The sequence below is a fragment of the Paraburkholderia sp. WC7.3g genome, from assembly GCF_050436345.1.
In the GTDB taxonomy this organism is placed as follows: domain Bacteria; phylum Pseudomonadota; class Gammaproteobacteria; order Burkholderiales; family Burkholderiaceae; genus Paraburkholderia; species Paraburkholderia podalyriae.
This window is the reverse complement of the sequence record NZ_JBNDMA010000004.1, coordinates 1,824,313-1,840,578: the sequence shown is the minus strand read 5'-3', so window position 1 is coordinate 1,840,578 and position 16,266 is coordinate 1,824,313. Positions and strand designations below refer to the sequence as shown.

13 protein-coding genes are annotated in these 16,266 nt (G+C 64.8%); 11 read left to right on the top strand and 2 right to left on the bottom strand.

The features are described from left to right. Positions 1-1,058 (top strand): methyl-accepting chemotaxis protein (locus OKW43_RS42075; protein WP_429454711.1); only part of this gene is annotated, 1,058 nt, incomplete at its 5' end. Positions 1,059-1,162: 104 nt separating this feature from the next. Here OKW43_RS42075 and OKW43_RS42070 read toward each other — a convergent pair. Continuing rightward, on the bottom strand, positions 1,163-3,151 hold the full coding sequence (locus OKW43_RS42070; protein ID WP_312892664.1) for a putative bifunctional diguanylate cyclase/phosphodiesterase: 1,989 nt from the start codon (positions 3,149-3,151) through the stop codon (positions 1,163-1,165). Positions 3,152-3,388: 237 nt separating this feature from the next. Here OKW43_RS42070 and OKW43_RS42065 point away from each other — a divergent pair, with 237 nt between their 5' ends. The 7 genes from OKW43_RS42065 to OKW43_RS42035 all read left to right on the top strand — a co-directional run bounded on the left by OKW43_RS42065 (position 3,389) and on the right by OKW43_RS42035 (position 10,506). Further along, entirely contained in the window at positions 3,389-3,889 is a 501-nt protein-coding gene (locus tag OKW43_RS42065; protein ID WP_429454785.1) for a hypothetical protein, read from the top strand. 438 nt (positions 3,890-4,327) lie between these two features. Next, entirely contained in the window at positions 4,328-4,504 is a 177-nt protein-coding gene (locus OKW43_RS42060) for a hypothetical protein (protein WP_187637497.1), read from the top strand. Between the two features lie 304 nt (positions 4,505-4,808). Next, positions 4,809-5,930, top strand: a complete 1,122-nt coding sequence (locus tag OKW43_RS42055; protein ID WP_429454710.1) for a hypothetical protein — start codon at positions 4,809-4,811, stop codon at positions 5,928-5,930. 187 nt (positions 5,931-6,117) lie between these two features. Next, positions 6,118-7,461, top strand: a complete 1,344-nt coding sequence (locus OKW43_RS42050; protein ID WP_429454709.1) for an MFS transporter — start codon at positions 6,118-6,120, stop codon at positions 7,459-7,461. Between the two features lie 82 nt (positions 7,462-7,543). Further along, the gene (locus tag OKW43_RS42045) at positions 7,544-8,374 is read left to right on the top strand and encodes a phosphogluconate dehydrogenase C-terminal domain-containing protein (protein WP_429454708.1); all 831 of its coding nucleotides are present in this window, start codon (positions 7,544-7,546) and stop codon (positions 8,372-8,374) included. Next, complete coding sequence (oiaK, locus tag OKW43_RS42040) at positions 8,374-9,756, top strand: 3-oxo-isoapionate kinase OiaK (RefSeq protein ID WP_429454707.1); 1,383 nt, start codon at positions 8,374-8,376, stop codon at positions 9,754-9,756. The genes OKW43_RS42045 and oiaK overlap by 1 nt, the downstream gene beginning before the upstream one ends. A 42-nt stretch (positions 9,757-9,798) precedes the next feature. Next, positions 9,799-10,506 carry a transcriptional regulator NanR gene (locus tag OKW43_RS42035; protein WP_187637492.1) on the top strand — a complete coding sequence of 236 codons (708 nt, stop codon included), beginning with the start codon at positions 9,799-9,801 and terminating at the stop codon, positions 10,504-10,506. Between the two features lie 70 nt (positions 10,507-10,576). Here the strand turns inward: OKW43_RS42035 and OKW43_RS42030 are convergent, their stop codons facing one another. After that, positions 10,577-11,494, bottom strand: a complete 918-nt coding sequence (locus OKW43_RS42030; RefSeq protein WP_429454706.1) for a LysR substrate-binding domain-containing protein — start codon at positions 11,492-11,494, stop codon at positions 10,577-10,579. A gap of 217 nt (positions 11,495-11,711) precedes the next feature. Here OKW43_RS42030 and OKW43_RS42025 point away from each other — a divergent pair, with 217 nt between their 5' ends. The 3 genes from OKW43_RS42025 to OKW43_RS42015 are packed head-to-tail and all read left to right on the top strand — an operon-like array spanning position 11,712 to position 16,252. Beyond that, the gene (locus OKW43_RS42025) at positions 11,712-12,740 is read left to right on the top strand and encodes an ABC transporter substrate-binding protein (protein WP_187637490.1); all 1,029 of its coding nucleotides are present in this window, start codon (positions 11,712-11,714) and stop codon (positions 12,738-12,740) included. Between the two features lie 15 nt (positions 12,741-12,755). Continuing rightward, positions 12,756-15,227, top strand: a complete 2,472-nt coding sequence (locus OKW43_RS42020; RefSeq protein ID WP_429454705.1) for an ATP-binding cassette domain-containing protein — start codon at positions 12,756-12,758, stop codon at positions 15,225-15,227. Continuing rightward, positions 15,224-16,252, top strand: coding sequence for an ABC transporter permease (locus OKW43_RS42015; protein WP_429454704.1), 1,029 nt, complete (start codon positions 15,224-15,226; stop codon positions 16,250-16,252). Before OKW43_RS42020 ends, OKW43_RS42015 begins: the two co-directional genes overlap by 4 nt. The last annotated feature ends 14 nt before the right edge of the window (positions 16,253-16,266 follow it).

The following is a 16,266-nucleotide window of genomic DNA, read 5'->3' as shown; positions in this document are numbered from 1 at the left end:
TGATCCCGGCCGACCGACCGAACCCGACGGCGGCGTTGCCCCCTCTCATGCAAACCGAGGTGATCGGCTTCGGGCTACTCGGCGCGCTGCTGGTCAGCGCGCTGGTCTTCGTGACAACCCGGCGCGGTCTCGGAGTGCAACTACTCGAAGCCAAAGCCGCCGCGGAAAAACTGGCGGCCGGCGACTTGACCGCCCAGGTGCACGTCAGCCGGCGCGACGAGTTGGGCCAGTTGATGCAGGCAATGAACGGCATCAGTGTCGGTCTCGCCTCGGTAGTCGGTAACGTGCGACGTGCCTCCGACATGATCGCGCTGGGCGCACGCGAAATTGCTGCCGGCAACGCGGAGCTTTCGTCGCGCACCGAGGCGCAGGCTGGCTCGCTCGAGGAAACCGCTTCGACGATGGAGCAATTGACCGCGATGGTCCGCGCCAATGCTGAGCGCGCTACGCACGCCAACCAACACATCGCCTCGGCTTCCGAGCTCGCGGTCAAAGGCGGCAACGTGGTGGGCCATGTGGTCACGACCATGTCGTTGATCCGCGGCAGTTCACACAAGATCGTCGACATCATTAGCATGATCGATGCAATTGCCTTTCAGACCAATATTCTGGCTTTGAACGCGGCCGTCGAGGCCGCACGCGCCGGCGACCAGGGACGCGGCTTTGCGGTAGTCGCCGCCGAGGTGCGCAGCCTGGCCCAGCGCAGCGCCATGGCCGCCAAGGAAATCAAGGCGCTGATCACTGATTCGGTCGGCAACGTCAATGCAGGCGGCGAACTGGTCGACCAGGCCGGTCGGGACATGACCGAAATCGTCACGGCCGTCGATAGTGTGGTTTCCCTGATGGGTGAGATGACTCACGCGAGCAACGAGCAGAGTACCGGCATCGGCGAAGTCAATCGCGCGATCGGGCAGATGGATGAAATGACCCAGCAAAACGTTGCGCTGGTAGAGCAGCTGGCGGCCGCGGCAGCCAGCATGCAAGAACAGGCGAGCACGCTGGAAGATGCCGTGCAGGTATTTCGCCTGGTAAGCGACGTAAGCGACGCGCCAAACTGACATTCCGCTGAGTGAGCACGAGTCGTCATTCGAACAGATTCATTCAAAGGGAGCTTCATCGCGGCACGCGTGCGCTGAGGCAGAGCATCCCGCGTGAGACGTTCTCACGACGCGGTATTTTGTATTTCCGTCGCGAGGCTTGCCGCGAAGGCCGGAATGTTCGCCGCTGGCTGCGCCGCGGCGAAGTAATATCCCTGAACGACCTCGCAGCCGGCCTCGGCAAGAAAAGCCAATTGCTCTGCTCGCTCGACGCCTTCCGCGACGACTTCGAAGCGCAGGTTGCGTGCAAGTGCGATGATCGCGCCGATAATGGTCTCATCCGCAAGACTGCTGCCAATGCCCTGGATGAACGACATATCGATCTTCAAACGGTCCGCGTGGAAGGTGCGCAGGTAAGACAGGCTCGAGTAACCGGCGCCGAAGTCGTCGATCGCGATGGACACACCCAGGTCGTGCAGAGCGCGCAGGGTGGGCAGGGCGCCCGGTGCAACCAACCCGCCTTCGGTAATCTCCAGTTCCAGCCGGTCCGCGGCCAATTGCGATGCGGCAAGAGCGCGACGCACGACGGTGCCGAAATCGCTCGAAGCAAGCTGGCTGGGCGACACGTTGACCGACATGCGCAGCCCCGGCAGCACTCCCTCCCAGCGCTTTGCCTGCGCACAGGCCGTTTGCAGCACCCATTCTCCAATTGATGCAATCAAACCAATGTCTTCGGCCAAGGGTATAAACGTCGTTGGGCTGACTGTCCCGAAGTCCGCGTCGTGCCAACGGATCAGCGCCTCGACTCCAGTCAGACGGCAGCTGCGTATGTTCACCTGCGGCTGGTACGCCAGCTCAAAGCTGTTCTGCTCGACGGCGTTGCGTAGCTTGTGCGATAGCGCGATGCGCTGAGCCGCTGCATTCGCGAGCGCAGGGGCAAATCGTTCGACGCCGTTGCGCCCGGCTGCCTTCACCCGATACATCGCAAGGTCGGCGTGTTTCAGCAAGGTTTCGCAGTCCGTGCCGTCTTGCGGATAGCAGCTGACGCCAATGCTCATCTGGACTCGGAGTTGCATGTCGTCGATTTGCACGGGCTCTTCCAGCGTTTGCGTCACGCGCGCCAACAGCGCGGAAAGTTCTACATCGTCGGTTGAACCCTTGAACATCATCACGAACTCGTCGCCGCCATAGCGGGTCACCACGCCATCCGATCCGACTGACGCCGATAGCCGCCGCGCAACTTCCTGCAACAGGCGATCGCCTGCGCCGTGGCCCAGGCTGTCGTTGATATCCTTGAAATGATCAAGATCGATGAAGAGCAGCGCAAATTCACGACTCTCGATAATCGCCGTGTCGATCAGCTCACGCAGCGTCACGCGGTTCGGCAAATCCGTCAGCGCATCGCGGCGCGCCTGCCTGACCAGAAGATCGCGTGACTCAATGAGCTCCGTGAGGTCGCTAACCACGCTGATGTGATGCGTAAGCTTTTCCGACTCGTCGCTTACCGGCGCAACGTACAGCTGATACCAGAACTCTGTGCCGTTCGCGCGCCGGCTTTTCGTCAGCGTGGTTGCATCGCGTTTGTGGGCAATAGCCGTGCTGATCTGTTCCCACAATTCCGATGTTTCCGGCCATGCGAAGTGAGGACCTGCGATGTGCCGGCGCGCATAGCCGGTTATCTTTTCGAATGCCGGGTTCGCGTATTCGACCACGTCGCCGTTCGGATCGGGTCGCGTGATGAGCACGCCGTTCCCGATTGCGTCGAGTGCACGGCTTCGCAGCAATAACGCGAGCTCGGCCTTCTTTCTCCCGGTTACGTCGACGGCCGTGATGAAGCACGCCCGACAGCGGGCATAGCTGAGGAAGTGGTACGACAGTTCAACGTAGACGGGCGTGCCGTCGCGGTGTCGATGCCGGCACACACCGGCCGAGCCGCTCGTGGTGGCGGTGGCCAGCAGGGCGTGCAGATCGTCCAGAAATGACGGCAAGTCGGCGGGCGTGTACAGAGAGGCCATGTCGATCGAACATAGCTCACGGCGCGTACGTCCGTATTGCGATGCGGCGGCGCGGTTCGCCGCGAGAATCGATAATGTGTCGACGTCAAAAATCAACATCGGAAGTGGATGATGATCAAAGTACTGACGGAACCGCCGCTCGCTTTCTGAAGCAATGACGCGTGCGCGCTGCCGTGCGAGACGGGCACGATGGTGAGCAAGCAGTGCATAGCACAACAGAAAACATGCGACCAGCGCCGTGATTGCAAGCACGGTCCGCTCTATCACCAGGTGGCGCGTCGCGCTGTCGGATGCAGCCCTTAGGGAAGCGGTCTGCGCGTCGCGGAGGGTCACCAATTGGGCGACGATGTTCGCCAGCATACGGTTCGCTTCGAGCAGCTCGGGGCTATCGACCGAGGCGCGGCCATCCGCCACGCGCGCACGCACCGCGATGTCGGCCAGAAGCCACGCCCAGCGAACCGTCTCACCGCGCAGATGCCGTACCGCCCGTTCGCTTCCCGGATCGCTTGCGTAACTTTGTTCGAGGCGGTCGAAGCAGGTAGCGGCCAAAACTACGCGCGGCACCGGCCACGCGAAAGATGCCACCCGTGCACTGTCGAGCCCCAACAGGAAGTCGGCGTTCGCCTGGATGTGCACCGCTTGCAGTGTCTCGATGTCATCGCGGGCGCGCAGAGCGTGAATGCGCTGCGCGTCGGACCGCTCGTGCCATATCAGCGTGTAACCCATGCCGAGAGCGAAGATGACGAGGCCCGTCAGCACCAGTACGACGGTGATGATCAGTTGCCGGTCCACGCCATGTCGCCGCCTCCAGCGGTCAATGGCACCGGCGATGCGTAAGCTCGAAATATATTGCATCGATTCAAATCAGCGCGCGCGTGAGCACGGAACATGGATACTCGACGGCGGCATGGCGGTGCATCAGCATCTTTTACCTGCGCGCGGTAACCGGGGGGTATTGTCTCCTTGATGGAATATCGGCAGAAACGCGAAGGACTTGAGGAACTGATGGTGTGTCGCTCGCCGGACACACCGACACGTCCAATACTTGCTGATTCGCATTAAAATATCATCATGTGATGGAAGTTTTTGCTAGGGACCCATCACGGAGTAAGCCTGCGACTCAGGAGCACTTATAGGCGATTTTCTGGCGAGATCCCGGCTCGGTCGCAGCCCGATTTCGGCATAAATTTTGCATGACTTACGCATTGGGTCAGAAAGGATGGACGCGCTTCGGCGATCCGTCAAAGAACGCAGACCCTTCAATAGGAGACGATGATGAATCATCCTGAAAATAGCCACCCGCAGGAGGTCATCAAAGAGGACGTGGATGCATTGAGCGGGATTTATACACCGTCCTATCAGTTGCTCATGCACGAGCCAACTGTGTTGCTGGCCGGCAATCCCTACGACAGAACTGACGTCGCAACCGCGGCGATTCTGGGCTACAACTGACAGCGGCGCATCCCGTTGATTTGAAGTTGGGCAGGGTTGAATAACACGCGCGTTTTCACGGGCGGAGCCATCGTTCGGGCGTTGGCAGAAGATAGCGCCGCGCAACTTACTACCCAGGCCGCGCGGGCATGCGTGCTGTGCACAAGCTACGCATCATCGCCGCAGACCGCAACGGCACGGGCTGAACGACGATGTTGCTCAGCAACGGCTACCGGTGGCTGTTCGCCCCTGCGGTCGACCATTTACGTGTCGAGGTGCCGACGGTATCATGAGGTATCATCAGTTTTAATACTTTTCATTTTTGATGAAACCACATGAAACGCTGGAGCCGGACCCATGGCATTTCGCCCGGCCCGAACTCGCCGAAGCCTATCTTCAGGCCTTCAGCCTGAAGCTCTCATCGGCGCGCGGCCTGTTTGCGCGCCGGCGCATGGGCAAGACGGAGTTTCTGCGGCGTGACCTGCTGCCGGCGGCACTCGAGCGCGGGTACCTCGTGGCCTATACGAACCTGTGGGACAACCGCTCTTCGCCGGACGCCGCGCTCATCGCCGCACTGACAGAGGCGCTCGCGCCGCAAGGGGTCAAGGCGGTGCTCACGAAAATCGGCAAGCCGGTCCGCAAGCTCAAGGCGAGCGCGAAGGTCCCAGGCGTGGAAGGCTCGCTGCAGGCGGAACTCGGGTCGGCCGACGCGGACAGCGCGACCGCGCTGCGAGCGGTGCTCCGCCAGCTCGACAAGCAGAAAAGGTCGCTGCTTCTCGTCATCGACGAGGCGCAGGTTCTCGCGCGCGCAGACCACGGTGATTTCGCGCATGCGCTGCGTGCGGCGCTCGACATCCGCAAGGACCGCATCAAGGTGATATTCGCGGGTAGCTCTGAGACAACACTGCGCGAGATGTTTGCGCGCGCGTCCGAACCGTTCTACAACTGGGCTGCACTCGAGCCGTTCCCGCTGCTGGGAGACGAATTCGTCGCCTTCACCATCAAGTTGATGAACAGCATGGCGCGTCAACGGCTGACGCTGGAGCAGGGCAAGCTCGCGTTCGACGAACTGCATCGTACGCCTGAATTTTTCAAGCGCTTTGTCGAGCGATACATGCTCTACCAGCCGCACGGCAATGAAGCCGCGCTTGCCCATACCAAAGCGTCCGTCTTCTCGGATGACCATTTTCTGCGGCAATGGAGCGAGTTGAATCTGGCGGACCAGGCGGTGATCACCATGCTCGCGCGTGGCGAAACGGACCTGCACGGCGCGGCGGGCCTCGCGCGGCTGTCCGCGGCAACCGGTAAGTCCGCCACGAAAAACACGGCCGCCCAGGCGCTGCGGCGACTGCAATCGCAGAGCTTCGTCACGCGGCTCGCCGTCGGCGATTACCGTATCGAAGACGAAGCCTTCGCGGAATGGGTACGCCGCCGGAAAACGTCGTAGCCGGCAGCGGCGGCCATTGTCGACGGAAAAAGTGCCATGCGCTGCGCGTTGGCTCCGCTGGGATTTTTTGTCACCGCGCTGTGAGAAAAAATCGCAGTGACGCGGTGTTTACGCCTATGTCGTCGCGCCCGCTCACGATGGTCTACTCATCACACCAGTTTGACCATCCAGCACAGCGGGAGGACACGTGAGCGTTGCAGATCCGGCGGCCATCGAACGGTCGGCCATTCGAAAGGTGTCGTGGCGACTCGTACCGTTCGTCGCTCTGATGTTCTTCATCAACTTTCTCGACCGGACCGCGATCTCGTTCGCCGGACCCAACGGGATGAGCAAGGATCTCGGCCTGAGTGCTGCGCAGTTCGGTCTCGCGGCGGGCGTGTTCTTCATCGGCTATATCGTGCTGGAGATTCCCAGCAATCTCGCGCTGCACAAGTTCGGCGCCCGGCGCTGGCTCGCCCGCATCATGGTGACGTGGGGCATCGTGTCGTTGCTGTTCACATGGGTCAGCAGCGTGAACGGTCTGTATGCGCTGCGCTTTCTGCTCGGCGTGGCCGAAGCGGGCTTTTTCCCGGGCGCGATCCTGTTCCTGAGCATGTGGGTGCCGGCCAGGCACCGCAGCCATATCCTCGCGCTGTTCTATCTCGCCCAGCCGCTGACGATCGTGATCGGCGCGCCGGTCGCGGCCTTGCTGATCGATGCACACGGTCTGTTCGGACTGGCCGGCTGGCGCATCATGTTCTTCGGCGTCGCGATCCCCGCGATTCTGATTGGCGTGCTCGCGTGGTTCTATCTGACCGACAAGCCGTCGCAGGCTAGCTGGCTGAGCGCCGCCGAGCGCGACTGGCTCAGCACGGAACTCGAAGCCGAGGAACAGCAGAAAGGCGCAAGAGCCGCGCTCGCGCGGCACGGCAGTCCGCTCGCCGCGCTGACCGACGGCCGCGTGTGGATGTTCTCGCTGATGTACTTCGGCCTGATCTACGGCCTGTATGCGCTGGCGTTCTTCCTGCCGACCATCATCGGCGGCTTCGAGACGCGCTTCGGCACGCACTTCAACGTGTTCCAGAAGGGCTTGATCACCGCGATTCCGTATCTGCCGGCGGCGTTCGTGCTGTTCCTGTGGAGCCGTGACGCGACCCGGCGCGGCGTGCGCTCGTGGCACATCTCGCTGCCGTCGCTGATCGGCGCAGTGAGCGTGCCGCTCGCGCTGCAGATGGGCTCGCCGAGCGCGAGCATCGCGGTCATCACCGTCACGGCGTGTGCGATTTTCGCCGCGCTGCCGAATTTCTGGGCGTTGCCCGCGCGCTTCCTGTCGGGTGCGGCGGCCGCAGCCGGCATCGCGCTGATCAATACGGTCGGCAACGTCGCGGGCTTTGTCGCGCCGTACGTCACGGGCGTCGCGAAGGACGCGAGCGGCTCGTATCAACTGCCGATGCTGATCGTCGGCGCGATGATGCTGATGTCCGCCGTGCTCGCGCTGGCGATCGGCCACACGAGTACCCGCGCGTCGCTCGAGCCGGCGCAAGCGCACTGACGTTGCACCCATCGAGATTCGCCGATCCACGTTGCCGGGGCCACGGGTTCCGGCTTGCATCGACTGCTGAAGGAGAGCTGGCATGAAGGAGAAAATCGCATTGTTTGGCGCGGGCGGGAAGATGGGCGTGCGCCTGTCGAGTAACCTGCTGAAGTCGGACTACCGTGTCGCGCACGTCGAGCCAGGCGCGGCGGGGCAGAAGCGTCTGAAGGACGAACTCGGCATCGACGTGGTTGCGGCTGACGCCGCGCTGGACGGCGCCGACGTCGTGATTCTCGCGGTGCCCGACACGCTGATTGGCAAGCTGAGCCATGAAATCGCGCCGAAGCTGCGCCCCGGCACGATGGTGATGACGCTCGACGCGGCCGCGCCGTTCGCCGGCCATCTGCCGGATCGCAAGGATCTGACGTACTTCGTCGCTCATCCGTGCCATCCGATCATCTTCAATTACGACACCGACGAGAAGTCGCTGCACGACCACTTCGGTGGCGCGCACGCGAAGCAGTCGGTCGTGAGCGCGCTGATGCAAGGCCCGGAGGAGGCGTTCGATCTCGGCGAAGCGGTCGCGAAGGTGATCTACGCGCCGATTCTGCGTTCGTATCGCTTGAGCGTCGATCAGATGGCGATTCTCGAACCCGGTCTGTCGGAAACGATTTGCGCGACGCTGCTGCACGTGATGCGCGAGGCGATGGATGAAACCGTGAAACGCGGCGTGCCCGAGCAGGCCGCGCGCGACTTCCTGCTCGGCCATATGAACATTCTGGCCGCGGTGATCTTCAACGAGATTCCCGGCGCGTTCTCCGATGCATGCAACAAGGCGATCGAGTTCGGCAAACCGCGTCTGATGCGCGATGACTGGAAGAACGTGTTCGACCGCGCCGAGATCGCCGACAGCATTCGCCGCATCACGTGATGAGCGAAGGCACCGACGCCCGCTGGCCGGACGGCCTGCTGCTCGCCTACTACGGCGACGATTTCACCGGCTCGACCGACGCGATGGAAGCCATGAGCGCTGCCGGCGTGCCCACGCTGCTGTGCTTCGAGGTTCCGACGCCCGAGTTGCTCGCGCGCTTTCCCGGCGTGCGCTGCGTGGGGCTCGCGGGATCGTCGCGCGGGCGCAGCCTGCAATGGATGGACGACGAGTTGCCGCGCGAGTTCGCGAGCCTCGCCGCGCTCGGTGCGCCGATCCTGCAATACAAGGTGTGCTCGACGTTCGATTCGTCGCCGGAAACCGGCTCGATCGGGCGCGCGATCGATATCGGCGTGCGGCAGATGCCGGGCAGGTGGTCGCCGATGGTGGTCGGCGCGCCGCGTCTGAAGCGCTATCAGGCGTTCGGCAACCTGTTCGCGGCGGTCGACGGCACCGGCTATCGGCTCGATCGTCATCCGACGATGTCGCGCCATCCGGTCACGCCGATGAACGAAGCGGACCTGCGCGTGCATCTGGCGCGGCAGACGCCACGCGAGATCGGACTGATCGACTTCGTGCAACTCGCGTCGCCCGATGCCGCCGCCAGGCTGCACACGCTGCAGCGCGACGATCCACCGGTCGTGCTGATCGACGTGCTCGACGAAGCGTCGCTCGCCGCCGCCGGACGGCTCGTCTGGGAGCAGCGCGGCGCGGGCGTGTTCAGTGCGTCGTCGTCGGGCTTGCAGTATGCGTTGACTGCGCACTGGCGCGCGCTCGGACTCGTGCCCGCATCGCCGAGTCTGCCAGTGGCCGGTCCCGTCGAAGCGATCGCCGCGGTCAGCGGCAGCTGCTCGCCGGTGACGGCCGGGCAGATCCGCTGGGCGCGTGACAACGGCTTTCGAGTCGAGCGGCTCGAACTGCGGCGTGCGCTGGACGCGGACACGCGCGAGGCCGAAGTCGAGCGCGCGGTGCAGGTGAGCATCGACGCGCTATCGCGCGCTCAGAGTTCGCTCGTGTTCAGCGCGGAAGGCCCGGACGACCCGGACGTGCTCGGTTTCGACGACATCGCCGCGCGCGCGCGGCTCACCCGCGCGCAGGCCGCGCGCCGCGTCGGTGAGGCGCTCGCCGACGTGATGCTGCGCACGCTCGAACGCACGGCGGTGCCGCGCGTGGTGGTGGCGGGTGGCGACAGCTCGGGCGAAGTGGCGAGCCGGCTCGGCATCGCGGCACTGAGCGTCGCCGCGGGCATGGCGCCCGGCTCGCCGCTGTGCCGCGCATGGTCGGACGATCCGGCGCGCGATGGCCTCGAAATCGCGCTGAAGGGCGGTCAGGTCGGCGCGGCGTCGTTCTTCGGCTCGGTGCGCGCGGGGCGGCTTCTGGAATAATGTCGGTTTATTCGACGCGAGTCATTGACGCGAGCAACAGGAATGGCCGAAACGATTCAGCGGCGCAAGCTATATCAGGAAGTGCTGGACCGGCTGATGGAGCGCATCCAGTCGGGCCAGGTCGCGCCCGGCGAGCAACTGCCCTCGGAGCGCGAGCTGATGGAAACCTACGGCGTGGGCCGGCCGGCTATCCGCGAGGCGCTGCAAACGCTCGAACGCGCGGGCATCGTCGAAATCGCGCATGGCGAGCGCGCGCGGGTCGTCGTGCCGACCGCGCAAAGCCTGATCGCGCAGATCGCGGTCGGCACGATGCATCTGCTGCGCACGCAGCCGGACATGCTCGATCACTTGAAATCAGCGCGGCTCTTTCTCGAAACCGGCACGGCCAGGATGGCCGCCGGGTGCGCGAGCGACGCCGATATCGAACGCCTGCGCGCGAAGGTGCGGGAACAACGCGCGGCGCTCGCGGACCGCGATGCGTTTGTCGATTGCGATATGGCGTTTCATCGTGAGATCGCGTCGATTACCGGTAATCCGATCTATCCGTCCATCGTCGAATCGATTTTCCGCTGGGCCGCTGAATACTACCGGCCGATGGTGCGCGCGCCCGGCGCCGAGCAACTGACGCTCGCGGAGCACGAACGTATCGTCGAGGCCATCGCGCGCCATGACGGCGAGGCCGCCGCGCAGGCGATGCACGCCCATCTGAGCCGCGCGAACGCGTTGTACGGCAAGCTGATCCTGTCGTAACGCGGCGCGCTCGGCGCCGCGCTAATCCGACGCTCGACCCGCCGCGTGCCAGTGCGCGTCGCCTCGCGCGTCAGCGTTGTCTGTCGTCGCCAGAAACGCGGTCATCTCTTTCAGACTTTCGTTCATCTCCGCAATTCAGCCATTGCTCCAGCTGCTTGACCTCCGCGTGCGCGCGCAGATGCGGCGCGACCCATAGCACCAGCTGACGCGGCCCACGGACGAAGCCGAACGGCGCGCACAACTTGCCCGAGATCAGGTCGTTCATCACCAGCATCTGCGGCACGAGCGCGATGCCGAGGCCGCACACGGCCGCCTGAATCAGCAGATAAAAGTGATCGTAAGCGCCGGCCGCTTCCTGAGGCACCGCATCGAGTCCGGTCGCGCTGAACCAGTCGGACCACGCTTCCGGGCGCGTCCTGGTCGACAGCAGCGCGGCGCGTTCGAGATCACGCGGGGTCGCGAGGCCATGCGCCTGCGCATACGCGGGCGAGCAGACCGGGCCGATCCACTCGTCCATCAATTGGCGCGTGAGCGCGTCTTTCGGCGGTTCGATCGTGTTCGCGCGGATCGCCACGCTGATCTTGTCACGCACGAAATCGATCTGGTCGTAGTTCATGTTGAACTGCAATTCGGTCTGCGGATAACGCTGATGAAAGCCCGCAATGCGCGGAATCAGCCAGTACATCATCACCGACGTCGAGCACGACAGCGTCAGCGGCTCGGGCTTCAACTGCTCGATGCTCGCATCGATCAGGTTGAACGCGGCGCTCAGCCCCTCGGCGAAGCGCGCGCCTTCGGGTGTCGGATCGGATGCTTGCGCGGAGCGCACGATCAGCGTGAGGCCGAGCGTTTCTTCCAGCGTTTTGATCTGCCGGCTGATCGCGCCGTGCGTCACGCACAGCTCGTGCGCGGCGAGCGTCATGCTGCGCAGCCGGGCAACGGCTTCGAACGCGCGCAACGCGTTCAGGGAGGGGCGCGGGGTGTGCATGAATGTCTCCTTGTCCGTCGAGGAAAGCCCTGTCGGCACGGAACCCGAGTACGGGGTTTTCTCTGTCGCGTATGAGATTTTCTCACAGCTTGCCGAGAACAAATCGATTGTCCCACCGTTCCCGCGTGACTAAAGTGCATTCACAAACAAGACGAATGCACACATTCGAACAGTTCTCGCCGGGCATCGCCGACGGATCGAAAATCAGGAGACAGACATGCAACTCAGAACGCTCGCCGCCTCGCTCGGCGCACTCGCGCTCGTGTCAACGCTCGCGCCGAACGCCGTCGCGTCACCGGACAAACCGGTGATCGCGCTGGCCAATGCGTACTATGGCAACACCTGGCGGCATCAGATGGTCGACTCGTTCGACGCGGCCGCGAAGCAGGCGAAACAGGAAGGCAAGATCGCCGACTACATCGTCGTCAACGGCGACGGCTCGGTCGCGCAGCAGAACAGTCAGATCGCCGAACTGATTCTCAAGAAAGTCGATGCGATCGCCGTCGACGCGGCCTCCGAGACCGCGGTGAACGGGATGATCCAGAAGGCCTGTCAGGCCGGCATCAAGGTCGTGTCGTTCGACTCGGTCGCAAGCTCGCCGTGCAACTACCAACTGAACTTCGACTTCACCGGCTACAAGAAGCAGGAAGCCGAGTGGGTGATGAAAAAGATCGGCGGCAAGGGCAACGTGATCCAGGTGCGCGGCGTGAAGGGCTCGGCACCGGACAACGACATGTACAACGCGCAGGTCGAGGTGCTGAAGCACTATCCGGGCGTCAAGGTCGTCGCGACCGTGTACGGGCAGGCGACCGCTTCGGTCGCGCAGTCGGCGATCGCCAACGTGCTGCCGAGTCTGCCGCACGTCGATGCGGTGCTCGGCCAGGGCGGCAGTGACGACTTCGGCATCGCCCAGGCGTTCGAGCAGTACGGCGGCCAGTATCGCGACAAGATGCCGGTGATCGAAGGCGGCGGCAGCACCGACTTCATCAAATGGTGGGACGCGCAGAACAGGAAGAACGGCTACACGACGATCTCGATGAACACGACGCCCGGCATCGGCGCGGCGGCGTTCTATCTGAGCCTGTCGCTCGTGAAGGGCGCGCAGCCGCCGAAGAAGATGATCATGCCGGTGGCCACCGTCACCCAGGACAACCTGAAGGACTTCGTGAACAGCCCGTCGGGGATGATCATCAGCCCCACTTACACCCAGATCTGGGTCGACAAGAATCTGCTGGCCAGCAAGTAACGCGGAGCAAGCGTGATGAACCGCGAAGACACGGTGCAGTTGCAGAACCGCGCGCGGCTCATCGTCCGCGCCAGCAATCTGACCAAGGTTTATGGGCCGACGCGCGCCAACGACGACATTTCGCTCGCGGTGAGCTGCGGCGACGTGATCGGCCTGGTCGGCGGCAACGGCGCCGGCAAGAGCACCCTGATGCGCATGCTGTGCGGCACCACGCCGCCCGACTCGGGCACGATCGACTTCGGCGACGAAGCGTCGGCGGGCGGCGCCTACGATGCGGGAATTGCGCAGCAGCGCGGGATTCGCATCGTGCATCAGGAGCTGTCGCTGTGCTCGAACCTGACGGTGGCGGAGAACTTCTATCTGGAAGCGCCCGAAGCGGCGAAGCCGCGGCCCGGCTGGCGCCGCGTCTATCGTGAGCGGGCGCGCGCCGCGCTCGACGCGGTGTTCCCCGGCCACGGCATCGACGTGGACGCCGAAGCGGGGCAACTGCCGATCGGCGAGCGGCAGATGGTCGAGATCGCCCGCACGGTCGCCGCGCCTCACGTGAAGCTCGTGATCCTCGACGAGCCGACCTCTTCGCTCGGACTGGAGCGCAGCCGGCAACTGCGGGCATTCATTCATGCGAAGGCGGTCGAAGGGCTCGCGTTTATTTTTATCAGCCACAAGCTGCACGAAATCGTCGACGTCGCGACGCGCGTGGTGCTGTTGCGCAATGGCCGGCTCGAATGGCAAGGCCCTGTCGCCGATGCATCGGTGCCGGTGCTGATGCGCTTGATGGGCGGCGAAGCCGCCGCCGCGCTGCGCGAGGCGAGCGACGCGCAGCCCGCTGAGGGCACCACGGGTACGACCGCCGATGTCTGCCTGCGCCTTGCCGGCGGCGCGGCCGGCAGCAACACGATCGCGCTGCGTCGCGGCCAGATCGTCGGGCTCGCGGGTCTCGAAGGCAGCGGCCAGAAAGAGGTGTTGCACCAGATTTTCGCGGCCGCGCGACGCGATGCGCTGAAGGTCGAGCGCATCGGCGCGGTCAGCTTCGTGTCGGGCGACCGCCAGCGCGAGGGCGTGTTTCCGCTATGGACGGTGCTCTCCAACATTTCGATCGGCAGTCTTGCGGCGGGCTCGCCGTTTCGCCTCGTCACGCCGGCGGGCGAGCGCGATATCGCAGCTAACGCCGCGGCGCAGTTGCGGCTGGACGCGAGCCGTCTCGCGTCGGGCATCCTCGATCTGAGCGGCGGCAATCAGCAAAAGGCGCTGATGGCCCGCGCGCTGGTGTCCGACGCACCGATCGTGCTGCTCGACGATCCGACACGCGGTGTCGACGTCGCGGCCAAGCGCGACTTCTACCGGCTCGTCGCCGAGGTCGCGCGCTCTGGCCGGCTGGTGCTGTGGCACTCGACCGAAGACCTCGAGTTTCTCGAATGCGACCGGGTGCTGGTGTTCGCCGGCGGCCGCGTGGTGCGCGAGCTGGACGGCACGGCCATCAGCGAACAGGCAATCGTCGATGCATCGTTCGTGCAGCCGTCCGGCACGGCCGCCGCGTCCGCCACCTCGCGCGTGGGGACTGGCGCGCTCGCTCGCCGCGTCGTGCAGATGGCGCCGTTCATCAGTCTCGCGATCGTATTCGCCGCGATGATGCTCGCGAACCCGGCCACCGCCGGTGTGTTCGGCCTCGATCTGCTGCTCGGCCCGGCGTTGCCGCTGGTGCTGGTCGCGCTCGGGCAGATGTTCGTGGTCGGCGGCAGTGAGATCGACCTCGGCGCGGGCGCGTTCGCGGGGCTCGTCAATGTATTGAGCGCGACGCTGCTGTTCGACCAGCCGGCGCTCGGCGTGGTCAGCCTCGTCGCCGCGATGGCGACCTACAGCGCGCTCGGCTGGCTGATTCAGGCGCGGCGGATTCCGGCCATCGTGATCACGCTCGGTGCGTCGTTCATCTGGATGGGTATCGGCCACACGCTGCAACCGACGCCGGGCGGTGCGAGCCCTGAGTGGCTGTCGGCGCTGTTCACGTGGCAGGTGCCGGGCGTGCCGACTTCGCTGGTGCTGATCGTCGTCGCCGGTCTCGCCGCCTGGATGCTCGATCGCTCGCCGCTGGGCGTCACGCTGCGGGCGTTCGGCAACAACCCGGTCGCGATGGCGCGTGCCGGCTGGTCCGCGCCGCGCAATGCGGCGGTGCGTTACGTGCTCGCCGCCGCCTTCATCGTCACCGCGGGCCTCGCGCTCACCGCGATCAACACCGCGAGCGACGTCAATGCCGGGTCGAGCTATACGCTGCTCGGCGTCGCGGGTGTCGTGATCGGCGGCTGCAGCCTGATGGGCGGACGCATTTCGCCAGCCGGCGTGGTGGCCGGCTCGGTCGCGCTCGCACTGATCGGCGCGCTGCTCGGCACGCTGAACGTCAGCTCCGATTTCAACGCGGCGGTGCAGGGTGCGCTGCTGGTCGTGATTCTCGCGCTGCGTGCTCTGGTCAGCCGGAACGGGAGTGAAGAATGAAGCGCTCGACTTCGATACAACTGGCGGAGTGGACCGCGCGCAACCGCTGGGCATGGGCCGCGCTTGCCGTCGTGCTGCTGTGGCTGACGCTGTCGGTCGTGACCAGAAATTTCAGCGTCAGCTCGCTGTCGGGCGTCGCGGTGTCGAGTTCCTTTCTCGCGCTGTGCGCGCTCGGCCAGATGGCGGTGGTGACCACTGGGCGCGGCAACATCGATCTGTCGATTGCGAGCGTGATGACGCTGTCCGCCTATCTCGCGCTGATCGTGATGCGCGGCAGCGACGCGCAGCTGCTGGTCGGCGTCGCGGCGACGTTCGGACTCGGTCTCGCGGTGGGCGCCGTGAACGCGGCGCTGGTCGTGCTATGCCGGATTCCCGCGATCATCGCGACGCTGGCCACCGGCTATATCCTCGCGACCGCGACGCTGCTCGCCAATCGCGCGATCCCCGGCTTCAAGGTCGCGCCCGCGATTCACTTCATCGCGACAGGCCGGATCGGCGCGATGCCGGTGATCGTGCTGGTCGCGATAGGCGTGACCGCGCTGTTTTGCGTGACCCTCAGATACACCGCGTACGGCCGCATGTTGTCCGCGGTCGGACAGAACGTGCGCGCCGCGCGGCTCGCCGGCGTCCGCACGGCGCGGGTGACCGCGAGCGCGTTCTTGACCAGTTCGGTGCTGGCCGCGGTGGCGGGTCTGCTGCTGGGCGGCTATGTGGGCGGCGCGTTCCTCGAAATGGGCCAGCCTTATCTGTTGCAATCGCTCGGCGCGGTGGTGCTCGGCGGCACGCTGATCTTCGGCGGCTCGGCGACGCCGCTCGGCACGCTGATCGGCAGCATGCTGCTGGTGCTGGTCGTCACGACGATGCAGATCGCGGGTCTGCCGCCTGGCATCCAGGATGTGGTGCAGGGCGTCGTGATCATCACCGTGCTCGCGCTGGCGGGTGGCGGCGCGCTGCGCCGCTCGATCCGCAAAGCCCGCTCGGCCACGCCGCCGGCGAGTGGCGGCGTGACGCGTCCGGCGGCGTGAGCGGCACAACGGAG